Raw genomic sequence first — 14,564 nt, forward strand, 5'->3', positions numbered from 1 at the left:
CCTCAGCGAGCCGTTCCGGCCGGCAGCGACAGGCTGTAGTGACCGAAGGCGTCGTCGCGACGCCAGCCCATTGATGCGTAGAGCGTCTTGGCGCTGTGGTTCTCCACCTGGGTCTCCAGCCGCAACTGGGCGATGCCGTGAGACTCGGCCAGGTCGCGGGCGGCGTTCATCAGGGCCTTGGCGACGCCCTGACGGCGTGCCTCGGGGGCCACGAAAAGATCGCCGAGGATCCAGCACGGGGCCAGCTGCACCGTCGACAGAGTCGGGTAGAGCTGCACGAAGCCCCGCAGCGTGCCGTCGGGGCCGGCCTCCACCAGCAGGTGCGAATCGCCGAGCGCCAGGCGGTGTGACGCGAAGTCGGTGGCGGCGGCGAGGTCTGCGGCCTGGCCGTAGAAACGACGGTAGCCGTCGAGCAGCTCGCCGAGAGCAGCAAGGTCATCTTGGGTGGCGGGGCGCACGGGCATAGCGGTTCTCCTCAGTTTGAGGGTTGAGGGTTTGGGGTGACCGAATGCCAGTCTGGCGGCATAGTGGTTCCAGAATAAGAACCGGTTTTGGGGAAAATCATGGAACCGCTTTCATCGCAGGCCAAGCTGGACTGGGTCATCGATGCCCTCGCCATGGAAGTTGCCGAGCCCGCATCGGGGCCGCTCAGCCGGCGACTCTATCTTGGGCTGCGTGAGCGCATCCAGGCAGGACGGCTGGCTCCGGGCAGCCGACTGCCGTCCTCCCGGCGCCTGGCCCGGGAGCTGTGCCTGGGACGCAATACGGTGCTCGCCGCTCTCGAGCAGTTGGTCGCCGAGGGCTTTCTGGAGACCAGGGCCGGCGCGGGGACCTTCATCGCCGATCTGCCCCAACTGGCCGGGGCGTCGTCGGCACCAGGCGCCGCATCAGAGCAGGCATTGGCCTCCGCCGGTGAGGCCCCGGAGGTCGCGCTGTCGTCGCGGGGTACGCGGCTACTTGGTTACAGCCCCGGTTCGAACCTGCGTCCCGGCGTCTTCACGCCAGGGTTGCCGGCGCTGGACCGCTTCCCCCAAGCGCTATGGCAGCGGCTGATGAGGCGGCACCTGCATCGGGCGCCCACCGAATGGCTGGGCTATCAGACCCAGGGCGGTGTGCCGGCGCTGCGCGAGGCGCTGTGCGACTATCTGCGGCTATCGCGCTCGGTGCGCTGTCGCCCTGAGCAGATCCTTATCGTTCAGGGCGCCCAGCAGGGGTTCGAGCTGATCGCGCGTCTGCTCACCGACCCTGGCGACCGGGCCTGGGTCGAGGAACCCGGCTATGGCGGTGCCAAGGCTTGTTTCGAGGCCGCTGGGCTCGAGCTGCACGCAGTGCCGGTGGATGACGAGGGCCTGCGGGTGGCGGCGGATCTGCCCGCGCCGCGGCTGATTCAGGTCACGCCTTCGCATCAATATCCCAGCGGGGTAACCATGACCCTGGGGCGGCGCTTGGCCCTGCTCGAGGCCGCCGAAAAGCACGGGGCCTGGATCGTCGAGGACGACTACGATAGCGAATTTCGCTATGGCCAAGGTCCCATCGCCGCGCTCCAGGGGCTCGATAACGGTGGGCGGGTGCTCTATGTCGGCACCTTCAGCAAGGTGCTTTACCCGGGACTGCGGCTTGGCTATGTGGTGTTGCCCGAGGCCCTGGTGGACCCGTGCCGGCGGGCCAATGCCCGGCTCCATCGCGAGGGCCAGTATGTGGTGCAATCCGCGTTGGCCGAGTTTATCGCCGCTGGCCACTTCTCCCGCCCTGTTCGGCGCATGCGCGATTGCTACCGCGGCCGCCAGGCCCGGCTGCGCGATGCCTTGGCGCCGGCGGTCAGGGTAGGGCTTGAGCTGTCGGAGGGGCAGGCCGGCATGCACCTGGTGGCCTGGCTCGATGATCACGTCACCGAAGCGGCGCTGGTGGCCCGCGGCCTCGACCACGGCATCGGGCTGTCGCCGCTGTCGACGTATTACCTGACGCCCCCCGGCCGGCCCGGCCTGGTGCTGGGCTACGCCGGGGCGAGTGAGGAAGAGATCGACCGGGCCGGCGGCTGGCTGCGTCGAGAATGGCTGGCGCTCAGAGCCAAACGAGTTGCTAGCAGCATGACTAAGGTCGCCACCGAGCCGGGTGCTCGGGCTTGAGCACGCCGTCCTCGTCCCAGTCGTCCCATCCTGCGAAGGCGATCGGGGTATCGTCGTCGAGTGACTTAAGACGGCTTGCCCAGCGCGCCTTGTCGGCTTCCAGCTGGTCGCGAAAGGTGGTCTCGGATTGGTAGCTGAGGCCGCCACCCTGAATACCGTAATTGAGTTGAGGCGGCAGTACCTCGAGGCCAACGTAGTAGAGCGAGTAGTGGATGGGCCACATCAAGGCGGCGATATCGCCGCCGCGACCATCCCGCGAGAAAGCGGGCGCCGGCGAGCCGGTGGTCACCGAGCATAGTACCCGCTTGCCGCGCAGGCGGCCCCGGTCGTAGCGCATGCGGCCGCTGTAGAGGCCGCCGTAGACGAAGACGCGATCGAACCAGCCCTTGAGCATCGCGGGCTGCGCATGCCACCACAGCGGGAATTGCAAGATCACCAGGTCCGAGCGTTCGAGGCGCGTGATCTCGCGCTGCACATCGGCAGGCAAGCTCGCGGATTCGACGGCATGGCGCTGCTCATCGAGGGGTGCGAAGCGTTCATCGTCGCGCCGCGTTTCGAAGTGCCCGGGGCCTTCCACCGGGTCAAAGCCCTCTGCGTAGAGATCGGCCACTTCTACCTGGTGGCCAAGCCCCTCCAGGGTTTCCACGGCAATCTGGGTAAGGGCCGCGTTGAAGGAGCTGGGCTCGGGGTGGCAGTGGACGATCAATACCTGCATGGCGTGTCTCCTGGGGTGCTGTGACGTCGGTGCTATGAAGTCGCTGATGCGAAGGGGTGACGTAAGGCTCAGGAGTAGCCTAGGCTTTGCACTGATGAAAAAATATTCCCCATAACCGATAGATAACTTTGCATGGATGAACAGAGCGTCCGCTGGGACGACCTGCGGGTCGTATTGGCCATTCACACGGCGGGCTCCTTGTCTGGGGCCGCACGCCACCTGGGGCTAAGCCATGCCACGGTGTTTCGCCGCCTTGAAGGCATCGAGCGTCGCCTAGGTGTCAGCCTCTTCGTGCGCGCTCGTCGCGGCTATACGCCGACGCCGGCCGGCGAGGACATGGCTGCCACCGGCGCCCGTGTCGAGCGCGAAGTGCTGGGCGCCGAACGCCGAGTCGCGGGGCGTGATCTGAAATTGTCCGGCACGCTGCGGGTGACGACCACGGATACACTGTTTGCCGGGCTGTTGGCGCCGTTATTTGCGGACTTTCGGCTCATGCATCCGGATATCGTGCTCGAAGTCGCCATCTCCAATCAGTTGTACAACCTGACCCGGCGGGATGCGGATGTGGCGGTACGGCCCGCATCGACGCCGCCGGAGATGCTGGTAGGGCGGCGTATCGGCGATATAGCCCAGGCCGTCTATGGCGCGCGCGACTGTCATGTCGAAGGGCGTATTGGGGCGGACCTGACCGGCCTTGATTGGGTGGGACCGGATGCCCAGCTGGGCTATCCGGCGTTGGAGGCCTGGATGGAGAGCCAGTCGGTGGCGTCGGCTTGCCGCTACCGAGTCGACAGCATGCTGGGGATGCTCAGTGCCGTTCGCGAAGGCGCCGGGGTGGCGGTACTGCCTTGCTATCTCGCCGACGCCGATTCACGGCTGGTAAGGCTTAGCGAACCACTGGCGGAATTGAGTACCGATTTGTGGCTGTTGACGCATCCCGACTTGCGCCGGGTGGCGAGGATTCGCGCCTTCCTGGATTTTATCGCCGAAGCGATCATCGAGCGCCAAGCACGGTTGCGCGGAACGCAGCAGTGAGGGAGAAGCCGTGCCGAGCCGGTCATTCAGCTAGCCTAGCCCTTGGGCGTGCTGAGTCGATCCAGCCGCAGACGCTCGCGCTGGTCGAACAGCCGCCGGCTGGTGGCGGCAACGGCGGCCAGGGTGCCGAAGCCGGTGCCGGCGGTGATGATGAACATGACCAGGATCTGATATTTCACCGCCAGGGCCGGGGCGCTGCCGGCGAGTATCTGGCCGGTCATCATACCCGGCAGGCTGACGACGCCGGCGGCGGCCATGGAGTTGATCGTGGGGATCATGCCGCTGCGCATGGCCTCACGGCGCACGTCACCGATGGCCTCCTGCCAGGGCTGGCCCAGCATCAGCCGATTCTCGATCACGCTACGCTGCTGCCAGACGTTGGTGGTGAGCCTATCCATCGCCAGTGATACGCCGGTCATGGTATTGCCCAGCAGCATCCCGAGAAGGGGAATGGCGTACTGGGGCGTGTACCATGGCTGCGGCCCGACGATCACGGTCAGGGTCAGGATCGTCACGCTGAAGGAGGACAGGAACATCGTCATGGTGCCGATGCCGAAGCTCCAGCCGCCGCGCAGCCGTCGGCGTTGGCGGGTCATTACCTCGCGACCGGCGATCAGCAGCATGGCCACGGCCATCAGCGCCACCCACTGAAAGCGAGCCGAGGCGAATAGCGCCTCCAGCACCAGTCCGACCAGCGTCAGTTGCACCGCCGTGCGTATCGCGGCGATCAGCAATGGCCGGCCGATGCCCAGGCGCGCCATGGTGGTACAGGCCGCAAGTGCCACCACCATCAGCGCCGCGAGCCCCAGTTGCCACCCTTCCAGGGCGATCACGTTCATATGCTTGTCTCCAGGCGGCGGCCTGCGATCCGCACATGATGCTGGGCGACCCTTTTGATCTGCTCCGGGTCATGGGCGACCCACAGCACCGGCATGCCGTACTGGCGGGCCTGTGCGCCTAGCCAGGCTTCGCAGCGAAGGGTGGTGGCGTGATCCAGGTTGGCGGTGGGCTCATCCAGCAGCAGGACACGGGGCCGGCAGGAGAGGGCGCGTAGCAGGGCGAGCCGCTGCTTCTCGCCGGAAGAGAGCCGCGCCACCTGCCAGCCGAGTGTGTCCGAGGAAAGGCCCAGCGCCTCGAGACCCGCCTGGCAGTCGAGATCGAAATGCGCCCCGACATCCTCGGCCCACCACTGGCTTTCCGCCGGCACCAGCATGACCGCTCGGCGCCAGTCGTGGCCGGTCAGCGATTCTTGGGATTGGTCGCCGAGTCGAATATCGCCTTCGTGGGGTTCGAGGTCGGCGATGGCACGCAGCAGGCGACTCTTGCCACTGCCGCTGGGGCCGGACAGGCAGGTGATCTCGCCCGGGGCGAGGGTCAGGGAAATATCTTCAAGATCGCCAACGGCGACGGCCGCAAGGCTCAGAGACGTCGCTGCCTTTGGGGCGGGTAGGGCTGGCATCCGGCGGTTACTCGCTGACGGTGGGGCAAAGACGCGGCGCTTGCTCGACGGCATCCTTCGCGTCGATCAAGCGCCGCTCCTGTAGTCCAATACCTCAAGCATAGCCGCTATGGCGTTGCGGTCGCGTGACAGCTAGCCGGTTAGCCGTAGACGCCCTGGCTCTTCAGGTAGTCGTCATAGCTGCCGCTGAAGTCGACGATCTTATCGCCGCTCATATCGAGAATGCGCGTGGCTAGCGACGATACGAATTCGCGGTCGTGGCTGACGAATACCAGGGTGCCCGGATAGTGATCCAGGGCCAGGTTGAGGGCCTCGATGGATTCCATGTCCAGGTGGTTGGTGGGCTCGTCCATCAGCAGCACATTGGGCTTTTGCAGCGCCAGCTTGCCAAACAGCATGCGGCCCTGCTCGCCACCGGAGATGACCTTCACCGACTTGCCGATATCGTCGTTGGAGAACAGCATGCGGCCCAGCGCGCCACGGATCATCTGCTCGCCGCCGTCGGTCCACTGCGCCATCCATTCATAGAGCGTCGCCGGGTTGGCAAAGTCGTCGGCATGATCCTGGGCGAAGTAGCCGATCTCGGCGGCATCGGTCCATTTCACCTCGCCGGCGTCCGGCGCCAGGTGGCCGCTCAGGCAGCGCAGCAGGGTGGTCTTGCCGACGCCGTTGGGGCCGATGATCGCCACACGCTCGCCGGATTCGATCTGCATGCCCAGTTTCTCGAACAGCGGGCCTTCATCGAAGCCCTTGGCCAGCGACTCGACCTGCACCGCGCCGCGGTGGATCTTCTTGTTCTGCTCGAAGCGAATGAAGGGGCTGACGCGGCTGGACGGCTTGACCTCCTCGAGCTGGATCTTGTCGATCTTGCGCTGGCGCGAGGTGGCCTGCTTGGCTTTGGAGGCGTTGGCCGAGAAGCGGCTGACGAAGGCCTGCAGGTCGGCGATCTCGGCCTTCTTCTTGGCGTTGTCGGCGTGCAGACGCTCGCGGGCTTGCGTCGCCGCGGTCATGTAGTCGTCGTAGTTGCCCGGGAACAGCTGGATCTCGCCATAGTCCAGGTCCGCCATGTGGGTGCAGACGCTGTTGAGGAAGTGGCGGTCGTGGGAAATGATCACCATGGTGCTGCTGCGGGCCGTGAGCACGCCTTCGAGCCAGCGGATGGTGTTGATATCCAGGTGGTTGGTGGGCTCGTCGAGCAGCAGCACGTCCGGGTCGGCGAAGAGCGCCTGGGCGAGCAGTACGCGCAGTTTCCAGCCCGGCGACACCTCGCTCATTGGACCGAAGTGCTGGGCGTCGGGAATGCCGAGCCCGAGCAGCAGCTCGCCGGCACGGGCCTCGGCGGTGTAGCCGTCGAGCTCGGCGAAGCGGGTCTCGAGATCGGCAACGCGCATGCCGTCCTCTTCGCTCATTTCCGGATTCGAGTAGATGCGCTCGCGTTCGTCGGCGACCTCCCACAGCTCGGTGTTGCCCATGATCACGGTGTCGATCACCCGGTGTTCTTCATAGGCGAACTGGTCCTGACGCAGCTTGCCCAGGCGGGTGCCTGATTCCAGCATCACCTGACCGCCGGAAGGCTCGAGATCGCCGCCGAGAATCTTCATGAAGGTCGACTTGCCGCAGCCGTTGGCGCCGATCAGGCCGTAGCGGTTGCCGTTGTTGAACTTGATCGAGACGTCTTCGAACAGGGGCTTGGCCCCGAACTGCATGGTGATGTTGGCGGTGGAGATCAAATGGGGGTCCAATCGAAAGGGCTCAGCGCGCGCCGAGCGTGGGAGTAAGCATGATTCGGGCGCGCATTATACCGGTTCGTGCCCGCCTCTTCACAATCGATTCGATGTTCGAGCGGTATACGATACGGGGACGCTGTCAGCTGCTCCGGGGTTAGTGAAGCACATGCGACGGCTTAGCAGGAATCCTGGAAATGTGGGAATCACTTATCAACCGAGCCGGTTATTAGGTGAGCTAGGCATTAGTTGCGCGGGGGAGATGAAGTGGGGGGCTTGTCGTTGCCCCTCGCGCGCGGCGAAGGGCGCAGGTAGGCGAGCCAGTAGACGCCCGCGACGAGCAGGCTGCCGCCGACGATGTTGCCAAGACTCACCACCAGCAGGTTGGCGGCCGCGCCGGTCAGCGTAATCGATCCCTGAGCATCCAGCGCCATGCCCAGCGGCAGGAAGAACCAGTTGGCGATGGAGTGCTCGAATCCCAGCGCCACAAAGGCCGCAACCGGCAGGGCGATGGCCAGGATCTTGTCGGTGACGCTATGTCCGCCCATGGCCAGCCACACCGCGAGACACACCAGGACATTGCACAAAACGCCCCGAGCGAAGGCGGAAAGCAGACCGAGCTCGGCTTTGGCGACGGCGATGCTTCGCGCGGTCTCGCCCACCGCACCGCCTCCCAGCGACCCGCTATCGGCCCACACGACTAACAGCGCGGTGCCCAGCGCGCCGACCACGTTGCCGACATACACGAGCCCCCAGTTGCGTAGCATCGCGCGGGTGCTGATCTGGCCGCTGGCCCATGCCATGGCCAGGAGGTTGTTGCCGGTGAAAAGCTCGGCGCCACCCACGACCACCAGCACCAGGCCGAGGCTGAAGGCCATCCCGCCGAGCAGCCGGGTCACGCCGAATCCTAGGCTGCTATCCGTGACCACCACGGTGTAGAACAGGCCCCCAAGAGCGATGAAGGCACCGGCCAGCACGCCGAGAACCAAGAGCGTTAGCGCATCGGCGTTGGCCTTGGTTACGCCCATGCTGGTCACCCGCTTGGCAATTTCGCGGGGTTGGTAGGCATCGCTGAAGAGGGGAGAGGGGGCCATGGCGATCTGCGGCGAAGCGGGGCGTGATGGCAGTATAGCCCTTGCTCCCGGGGTCGCCGTTGATACTAGGCAGGCCCTGCGCGGGAGGCGCATCCCGCTGGTCGCCTTGCCCAGCGGTTTGACTTAGCGGTCCGGCTCAGCAGCATGAGTCGTGGCCGCAAGGCGCCTCGGCAGCCCAGGGGATAGGCCGTCAGCGTTGCCGGCGCTCTATCAGCAGGTTATTGCCCGGGGTGCGCTTGGCATGGCTCTTGAGCTCGGAGAGGCGGTCGGCGATGGCCGAAGCGCTGCTGAACTGACCGAACTTCACTGGTAGCGCGGCCAGCGTCAGGCTGATAAAGCGAAAAAACTGAGGGTTGCCCTGGCGGTCTTCGCTGCAGATACCGCCTGCCGCTTGGTCGTCGGGCCGGTAAAAACTGGGCGCCATGGTCTCAAAGCGGTCTAGTATCTGCTGGCAGTGGGCCTGCCAGTCATCGCCGCTTAACAGCAGCATGAAATCGTCGCCGCCGATGTGGCCGACGAAATGCCCATGCTCCAGCAGCGTGCTTTGCAGCAAGTTCGCCACGGCGATGATGACCTCGTCGCCATGCGCATAGCCGTAGGTGTCGTTGTAGGCCTTGAACTGGTCCAGGTCGCAGTAGGCGGCGACGAAGTCGCGCCCCTCGGCAAGCTGAGAGGCCAGGGCATCGTTGATCAGGGCATTGCCCGGCAGGCCGGTCAGGGGGTTGGCATGGCGGGCCTGACGGACGCGCTGCGAGGTGATCTCGCGGAGCAGGTCGATGATATTGCCCATGCCCTGGTAAAGCCCATCCTCATCCACGATCACGAAGTCTTCGTGGCGGCCGTCATCAGTTTCCGTGACCCACTGACTCAACTGCTCGAGGGAGGTGTCACTGCGTGCCACGATCATTTTCTTGTCGGCGAGCGCGTCGAGGCTGCTCTTGGCGTAAAGAGAGTGGGCGAAGGGGTTGGCAAACAGCGTCAGGAAGTCGTTGCGGCGAATGACGCCGACCGGGCGCCCCTCGCTGATCAGGGCGACGCACCGCAGTCCAAGATCATGCTTGAACCGGTCGAGTAGCGTGGGCAGCTTGCATTTGGTATCGATAGCGGCGATGGGATGGCTGATCGAGGCGGCGCTGTGGCTAGTGACGGGCTGGCGCTGCGGGGTATACCTGAGATTGTCGATCTTGTGCGGAGGCGCTTCGCTGGGGCGGGCGAAATGGTAGCCCTGCAGGTAGGTCAGCTGCATTTCCCAGAGGGCGTGATATTCCTCTTGGGTCTCGATACCCTCGGCGATCAGTTGGCAGCCCAGATTGCGTGAGACGTCGATGATCGAGCGCAGGAACTGCTGTTTTAGGCTGTCCTTGTCGATGCTTTCGATGAAGTGGCGGTCGATCTTGACGAAGTCGGGACGCAGCTCGGCCCAGTGGCGTAGCCCGGAATAGCCCGCGCCAAGATCGTCCAGCGCGACCTTGAAGCCCATATCGCGATAGTGGGTCACCGCGTTACGCATCAGGTCGTAATCATGGATCGGCGCGTGCTCGGTCAGCTCGATCACCACCCGGTCTGGCGAGAGGCCTGCGTCTTGCAGGTACTCGATGGTGGCGCCTTGGCGGAAATCCCATTCGAGGATGGTAGCCGGCATTACGTTGAGAAAGAGATGCGCCGGTAGCCCCAGTTCAGCGAAGCGCTGGATCGCCAGCCGGCGGCACAGTAGATCGAGTTCGACCAGTCGGCCTGCGTGCTGGGCACAGCCAAACAGCTTCAGGGGCGATTGTAGCGGCGAGTCCGAAGGGCCTCGGACCAACGCCTCATAGCCAAAGATCAGCTGACTTTCGCCATCGACAATGGGCTGAAACAGCACCGTCAGGGCCTTGGCCTCGATGATGTGATCCAACCACTGGGTATCGCTTTGCTGCATCAGCGTCTGCGCAGGGAATGCCATCGTGTGAAAATGAGCCTCGTCGGGGTAGCGCCATACCACTCAGATTGAATCAGCATCATTGCAAGGATGTGACATCCTGGCATGTCGCCCGAGACAGCAGGCCGCCCGCTGCGTTGCCGGCCCAGGCAGGCTGTGATGATATGTGGCCCCTGCACCTTCGATCTTTTGACCGTCATTTTCAGACAAGGATTTCGCCATGCGAGTGTTGTCGCGCCAGCTTGCCCGGTGGCTGCTGGTACTAGGGCTGGCTGTCGCGCCAGCCATCATGGCCAATGACGTGCCCCGCATTGCCGTGGCCTCGAGCCTGCAGTTCGCCTTGACCGAGATCGCCGACGATTTTTACAACGCCACCGGCCGCCGGGTCGTCCTCAACATGGGCTCGTCCGGCAACTTCCGTCGCCAAATCGCCCAGGGTGCGCCCTTCGAGCTGTTCCTCTCGGCCAATGAAGGCTATGTGCAGGCGCTACATGAGGCCGGCAAGACCCGTGATGCAGGGGTCCGCTACGCCCGAGGGCGGCTGGTCTGGCTAGAGCGCAAAGACCTAAAAGGTGGAGACGCCAATGCCCCGCTTTCTGCTGATGCGCCGCTGGCCGCCGTGAAAGCCGCGGTGCGGGCCTGGCAGGCCGACGGCAGCCGGTCTCGCGTTGCTCTGGCGAACCCCGAGCATGCGCCCTATGGCGTGGCGGCGCGTCAGGCACTGGCGCATGAAGGTCTATGGGAAGTAAGCCAGTCCCTACTGGTTCAGGGCGAGAACGTCGCCCAGGCGGCGCGTTTCGCGCTGTCTGCCGATACCCGCGGCGGCCTAGTTGCCTATTCGTTGGCATGCTCACCGTCGCTTGCAGACCAAAGCCGCTATGTGCTGATTCCCGAGGCCTGGCACGCGCCGCTCCATCAACGCATGGCGCTGCTGCCGGGCGCGGGGGCAACGGCTGAGGCCTTCTTTGCCTACCTGCAGAGCCCGCCTGCGCGGCAGGTCTTCCGCGACTATGGTTTTGCCGTGCCGGCTTTGGACGCGCCCTGATGGACTGGAGCGCCCTGTTCGTTTCGCTGCGACTGGCGGTCGGCACCTGTCTGATTCTGCTGCCGGTGGGACTTTGGCTTGGGCGGCGCCTGGCACGGATGCGGCGGCGCCGGGCGCTGCTCGAAGCGCTGGTGGCGCTACCACTGGTGATGCCGCCCACGGTGCTGGGCTTCTATCTGATGCTGGCCTTTGCCGGAGACGGTCCTGTGGGGGGCTTCTGGGCGTCGTTGACCGGCACCAGCCTGAACTTTTCCTTCACCGGCATTTTGCTCGCCTCGCTGGTGGTCAATCTGCCGTTCGCCGTCCAGCCGATTCAGCGCGCCTTCGAGGCGGTGCCGGAAACCCTGCGCGAGGCGGCCTGGTGTAGTGGCCTTTCACCGCGCCAGACCTTCTGGCGTATCGAGCTGCCGCTGGTGCGCTCGGGGGTGGTGTCGGCATTGGCGCTGACGTTCGCTCATACCCTTGGCGAGTTCGGAGTCATTCTGATGGTGGGCGGCGCTATCGACGGCGAGACTCGCACCCTGGCGATTGCGATCTACGACCGGGTGCAGTCGTTCGACGAAGCCGGCGCCGGCCGCATGTCGGCGCTGCTGCTGGGCATCTCGTTTCTGACCATTGGTGTGGTCTATGGCCTCTCCCGACGAGGAGGGCGCCGCCATGTTTGAGTCTGGGCACGCCGATTCCCCCGGCCAAGCGCTAGACGAGCAGGCGCGTCATGGCGAAGGGCTGAGCGTCTCGCTGCATCAGGCCGGGCCGATTCCGCTGGCGGCCGACTTTGCCTGTGGGCCCGGTGAGCTTCTGGGCCTGGTCGGCCCCTCCGGCAGCGGCAAGACCACGCTGCTCCGGGCGATTGCTGGCCTGACCGAGGTAGCCAGCGGCTATATCCGCTGTGGCGGGCAGAGCTGGTTCGATGCCGCGCGCGGGCACTCGCTTAGCGTCCAGGCTAGGCGCATCGGCTTCGTCTTTCAGGACTATGCCCTGTTTCCTCACCTCAGCGCTCGGGATAACGTCCTGCTGGCGGTGGAAGGGGATGACGTCGCGACGCGGCGCACCATGGCGGAGGCCTGGCTGTCGCGGGTGCGTCTCGAAGGCCTCGAGGACCGTTTGCCGGATCAGCTCTCGGGCGGCCAGCGTCAGCGGGTGGCGGTGGCCCGTGCGCTGGCGCGCAAGCCCCAGGTGTTGCTGCTCGACGAGCCCTTCTCGGCGGTGGATCAGGTCACCCGTCGGCGCCTGCAGCGTGAACTGGCGCTATTGCGCGAAACGCTGACCATTCCCATGCTGCTGGTCACTCACGATCTGGAAGAGGCCAGTGCCCTGGCCGACCGGCTGTGCGTGCTGCATGGCGGCAAGACCTTGCAGAGCGGCACGCCGGAGACCCTGTTTCGCACCCCCGATACGCCACAGATTGCCCGGCTGCTGGATCGCCATAATGTCTTCAGCGGTGAGGTGGTCGAAGCGCATGGCGAACGGCGGCTGGCCTGGGGCCCCTATCGGCTGGAAGTCGCTCAAGGGCTTGCGGCATTCGCACCCGGTCAGTCGCTGCACTGGTATCTGCCGCCCTCCGATGTGGTGCTGCACCGGCGTGGCAGGCCGTCGAATGGCGAGCGCGAAAACCCGGTCGAAGGCCGGATTCAGGAAATGGTGGTACTGGGCGGGGTGGCCCAGATCACGCTGGCCTTCGATCATGGTGCACAGACGCTGCGCTTCGAGATCACCACACATGCCGCCCGTCGCAATGCGCTGGCGCGAGGGGAGGTCGTGCAGGTGTCACTGCTGGCCGCCGCCATTCATCTAATGCCAGACAAGGGCTAATCACCCGAGAGGTTCATCCATGAAGATTCCCCCAAGCCTGACCCGCCGCCGTTTTCTCTCCGGCCTGGCCGCCATCGGCGGTGCGGCAGGCGCCATCGCCTGGCTTCCCCTGGCCGGTTGGCCGTCAAGCACTGCCCGTGCGGCGGAGCTTCACCTGGCGTCAACGACCCTGGCCATTCATGGCGATCAGGGGCCATCGCGTCTGGAGGTGGAGCTGGCCGAGAGTCCGCAGCAGCGGGCGAATGGGTTGATGGGGCGCGAACAACTGGGAGAGGACGCCGGGATGCTGTTCGTGTATCAGCGGCCTCAGTCGCCGGACAGCGGCTTCTGGATGTATCGCACCCTGATCCCGCTGGATATCGCCTTTATCGATCGCAACGGGCGCATTGCTGCCATCCACCAGATGACGCCCTGCGGCTCTTCTGTATCAGCGGACTGTCGCGCTTATCGCGCCGGTGTCGCCTATATCGCGGCACTGGAGGTCAATGCCGGATATTTCGCCAAGCGCGGCATTGATGTGGGTGACTGCGTGAGCCTGCCTGGTTCTCTAGCTCGGCAGGGGCAGTGCGAGCCCTAGGCTAAGCTTCAGGTGGTGGCCCGCTGTCGAGCCGGCTGCAGGATGATCAGCGCCAGCCCGGCCAGTACCAGCCCGCCGCCGGCCAGCTTGTAAATGTTCAGGCTATCGCCGAGCAGCCAGGCGCCAAGCAGCACCGCGCCCACCGGCATCAACAGCGTCAGCGGGGTGACGCGGCTCACCGGATGGCGGCGCAGCAGGCCGTACCAGATGCCGTAGGCGACGATCGATGACATCACCGCGGTGTAAACCACGGCGCCCCATCCTGCCCAACCGGCATTCTGGAGCGCCGCGAGATGATCCGTCTCGAACCACCACGAGCCCAGCGCCACCTGGGGCACCGAAAACAGCGCGACCCAGCCGGCCAGCGCCAGCGGGGGAATCTTGGGGCCGCGCTTGATCAAGAGCTGCGATATCGCCCAGCCCAGCGCACTGAGCAGCAGTAGCGCCAGAGGCAGTGGCGCGGGCAGAGTAGGACCGCCGGCCAGAACGACCACGCCGCCGAAGGACAGCAGCAGGCCGGTCAGGCGCCTGGCGTCCAGATGTTCGCGTAGGAAGATGACCGCCAACACCGTCGCGAAGGGGGTGCCCATCTGCACTATCAGAGCACCGGTGCCGGCCTCGGCCTGACCGAGGCCGATGAACAGCAGGGCAAAGTGCAGGCTGCCAAAGGTCAGCGACAGCAGCAGCAGGAAGGGTAGCTGGTGGCGAGGAACCGGATGAAAGGGCACCAGCAGTAGGGCCACCAGTGAAAAGCGCAGGGTCGTCAGCAGCAGCGGAGGCAGGTCGGCTACCCCGATCTTGATGACGATGATGTTCAGCGCCCAGATGGCGATGACGAAGAGGCCCAGTAGCAGGTCGCGAAGTGGCACGGCTCGTCCTTCAGGTTGTTCGATGGGCGAAAAAGTTAGCAGCATAGCAGTTTGTCGGTGCGATGATCCCGCCGATGCGCTGGCGCAAGCAGATGGGGATATCGCCATCGCTCCACTCATACCTTGGTTTGGCATCATTTAGGTTGTGTTCTCATTACACTGCTACAGGATCTACTGATTGATCGATTGC

At 65.0% G+C, this 14,564-nt stretch carries 14 protein-coding genes; 6 read left to right on the forward strand and 8 right to left on the reverse strand.

The genetic code is table 11. The features are described from left to right. Nucleotides 1-2 precede the first annotated feature (2 nt). Nucleotides 3-464: a GNAT family N-acetyltransferase gene (locus tag BLR71_RS00100; RefSeq protein WP_092521852.1), complete on the reverse strand. Its 462-nt coding sequence runs from the start codon at nucleotides 462-464 to the stop codon at nucleotides 3-5. 99 nt (nucleotides 465-563) lie between these two features. Between BLR71_RS00100 and pdxR the strand changes: the two genes are divergently transcribed. Next, nucleotides 564-2,126 (forward strand): MocR-like pyridoxine biosynthesis transcription factor PdxR, encoded by a 1,563-nt coding sequence (gene pdxR, locus BLR71_RS00105; protein ID WP_092521857.1) that lies wholly within the window; start codon nucleotides 564-566, stop codon nucleotides 2,124-2,126. On the opposite strand, the gene BLR71_RS00110 is transcribed toward pdxR, so the two are convergent. Continuing rightward, nucleotides 2,092-2,841 carry an NAD(P)H-dependent oxidoreductase gene (locus tag BLR71_RS00110; RefSeq protein ID WP_092521859.1) on the reverse strand — a complete coding sequence of 250 codons (750 nt, stop codon included), beginning with the start codon at nucleotides 2,839-2,841 and terminating at the stop codon, nucleotides 2,092-2,094. The two genes, pdxR and BLR71_RS00110, sit on opposite strands and share 35 nt — an antisense overlap. Before the next feature lie 132 nt (nucleotides 2,842-2,973). Here BLR71_RS00110 and BLR71_RS00115 point away from each other — a divergent pair, with 132 nt between their 5' ends. Then, nucleotides 2,974-3,876 carry a LysR family transcriptional regulator gene (locus BLR71_RS00115; RefSeq protein WP_092521861.1) on the forward strand — a complete coding sequence of 301 codons (903 nt, stop codon included), beginning with the start codon at nucleotides 2,974-2,976 and terminating at the stop codon, nucleotides 3,874-3,876. Between the two features lie 35 nt (nucleotides 3,877-3,911). On the opposite strand, the gene BLR71_RS00120 is transcribed toward BLR71_RS00115, so the two are convergent. The 5 genes from BLR71_RS00120 to BLR71_RS00140 form a co-directional block, all read right to left on the reverse strand. Next, nucleotides 3,912-4,715: an ABC transporter permease gene (locus BLR71_RS00120; protein WP_092521863.1), complete on the reverse strand. Its 804-nt coding sequence runs from the start codon at nucleotides 4,713-4,715 to the stop codon at nucleotides 3,912-3,914. Then, a complete protein-coding gene (locus BLR71_RS00125) occupies nucleotides 4,712-5,335 on the reverse strand; it encodes an ABC transporter ATP-binding protein (RefSeq protein ID WP_092521865.1) in 624 nt (207 codons plus the stop codon). Before BLR71_RS00125 ends, BLR71_RS00120 begins: the two co-directional genes overlap by 4 nt. Before the next feature lie 140 nt (nucleotides 5,336-5,475). Continuing rightward, nucleotides 5,476-7,065: an ABC-F family ATPase gene (locus tag BLR71_RS00130; protein WP_092521867.1), complete on the reverse strand. Its 1,590-nt coding sequence runs from the start codon at nucleotides 7,063-7,065 to the stop codon at nucleotides 5,476-5,478. A 239-nt stretch (nucleotides 7,066-7,304) separates the two neighbouring features. Beyond that, the gene (locus BLR71_RS00135; protein ID WP_092521875.1) at nucleotides 7,305-8,153 is read right to left on the reverse strand and encodes a formate/nitrite transporter family protein; all 849 of its coding nucleotides are present in this window, start codon (nucleotides 8,151-8,153) and stop codon (nucleotides 7,305-7,307) included. 190 nt (nucleotides 8,154-8,343) lie between these two features. Continuing rightward, entirely contained in the window at nucleotides 8,344-10,095 is a 1,752-nt protein-coding gene (locus tag BLR71_RS00140) for a bifunctional diguanylate cyclase/phosphodiesterase (protein ID WP_245696293.1), read from the reverse strand. Between the two features lie 196 nt (nucleotides 10,096-10,291). Here BLR71_RS00140 and modA point away from each other — a divergent pair, with 196 nt between their 5' ends. The 4 genes from modA to BLR71_RS00160 are packed head-to-tail and all read left to right on the forward strand — an operon-like array spanning nucleotide 10,292 to nucleotide 13,505. After that, nucleotides 10,292-11,116 (forward strand): molybdate ABC transporter substrate-binding protein, encoded by an 825-nt coding sequence (gene modA / locus BLR71_RS00145; RefSeq protein WP_092521876.1) that lies wholly within the window; start codon nucleotides 10,292-10,294, stop codon nucleotides 11,114-11,116. After that, a complete protein-coding gene (gene modB / locus BLR71_RS00150) occupies nucleotides 11,116-11,781 on the forward strand; it encodes a molybdate ABC transporter permease subunit (RefSeq protein WP_092521877.1) in 666 nt (221 codons plus the stop codon). Before modA ends, modB begins: the two co-directional genes overlap by 1 nt. Further along, on the forward strand, nucleotides 11,774-12,928 hold the full coding sequence (locus BLR71_RS00155) for an ABC transporter ATP-binding protein (protein ID WP_092522749.1): 1,155 nt from the start codon (nucleotides 11,774-11,776) through the stop codon (nucleotides 12,926-12,928). The genes modB and BLR71_RS00155 overlap by 8 nt, the downstream gene beginning before the upstream one ends. Nucleotides 12,929-12,947: 19 nt before the next feature. Next, a complete protein-coding gene (locus BLR71_RS00160; protein WP_092521878.1) occupies nucleotides 12,948-13,505 on the forward strand; it encodes a DUF192 domain-containing protein in 558 nt (185 codons plus the stop codon). 8 nt (nucleotides 13,506-13,513) lie between these two features. Here the strand turns inward: BLR71_RS00160 and BLR71_RS00165 are convergent, their stop codons facing one another. Further along, nucleotides 13,514-14,374, reverse strand: a complete 861-nt coding sequence (locus tag BLR71_RS00165; RefSeq protein WP_092521879.1) for a DMT family transporter — start codon at nucleotides 14,372-14,374, stop codon at nucleotides 13,514-13,516. Nucleotides 14,375-14,564 lie beyond the last annotated feature (190 nt).

Source organism: Onishia taeanensis, assembly GCF_900100755.1.
GTDB lineage: Bacteria > Pseudomonadota > Gammaproteobacteria > Pseudomonadales > Halomonadaceae > Onishia > Onishia taeanensis.

Excerpts from the sequence above, each read along its gene's own strand:
- pdxR (WP_092521857.1), top strand. The coding sequence starts at position 564 with ATGGAACCGCTTTCATCGCAGGCCAAGCTGGACTGGGTCATCGATGCC.
- BLR71_RS00120 (WP_092521863.1), bottom strand. The coding sequence starts at position 4,715 with ATGAACGTGATCGCCCTGGAAGGGTGGCAACTGGGGCTCGCGGCGCTG.
- BLR71_RS00125 (WP_092521865.1), bottom strand. The coding sequence starts at position 5,335 with ATGCCAGCCCTACCCGCCCCAAAGGCAGCGACGTCTCTGAGCCTTGCG.
- modB (WP_092521877.1), top strand. The coding sequence starts at position 11,116 with ATGGACTGGAGCGCCCTGTTCGTTTCGCTGCGACTGGCGGTCGGCACC.
- BLR71_RS00100 (WP_092521852.1), bottom strand. The coding sequence starts at position 464 with ATGCCCGTGCGCCCCGCCACCCAAGATGACCTTGCTGCTCTCGGCGAG.
- BLR71_RS00155 (WP_092522749.1), top strand. The coding sequence starts at position 11,774 with ATGTTTGAGTCTGGGCACGCCGATTCCCCCGGCCAAGCGCTAGACGAG.
- BLR71_RS00140 (WP_245696293.1), bottom strand. The coding sequence starts at position 10,095 with ATGGCATTCCCTGCGCAGACGCTGATGCAGCAAAGCGATACCCAGTGG.
- BLR71_RS00110 (WP_092521859.1), bottom strand. The coding sequence starts at position 2,841 with ATGCAGGTATTGATCGTCCACTGCCACCCCGAGCCCAGCTCCTTCAAC.
- BLR71_RS00135 (WP_092521875.1), bottom strand. The coding sequence starts at position 8,153 with ATGGCCCCCTCTCCCCTCTTCAGCGATGCCTACCAACCCCGCGAAATT.
- BLR71_RS00115 (WP_092521861.1), top strand. The coding sequence starts at position 2,974 with ATGGATGAACAGAGCGTCCGCTGGGACGACCTGCGGGTCGTATTGGCC.
- modA (WP_092521876.1), top strand. The coding sequence starts at position 10,292 with ATGCGAGTGTTGTCGCGCCAGCTTGCCCGGTGGCTGCTGGTACTAGGG.
- BLR71_RS00160 (WP_092521878.1), top strand. The coding sequence starts at position 12,948 with ATGAAGATTCCCCCAAGCCTGACCCGCCGCCGTTTTCTCTCCGGCCTG.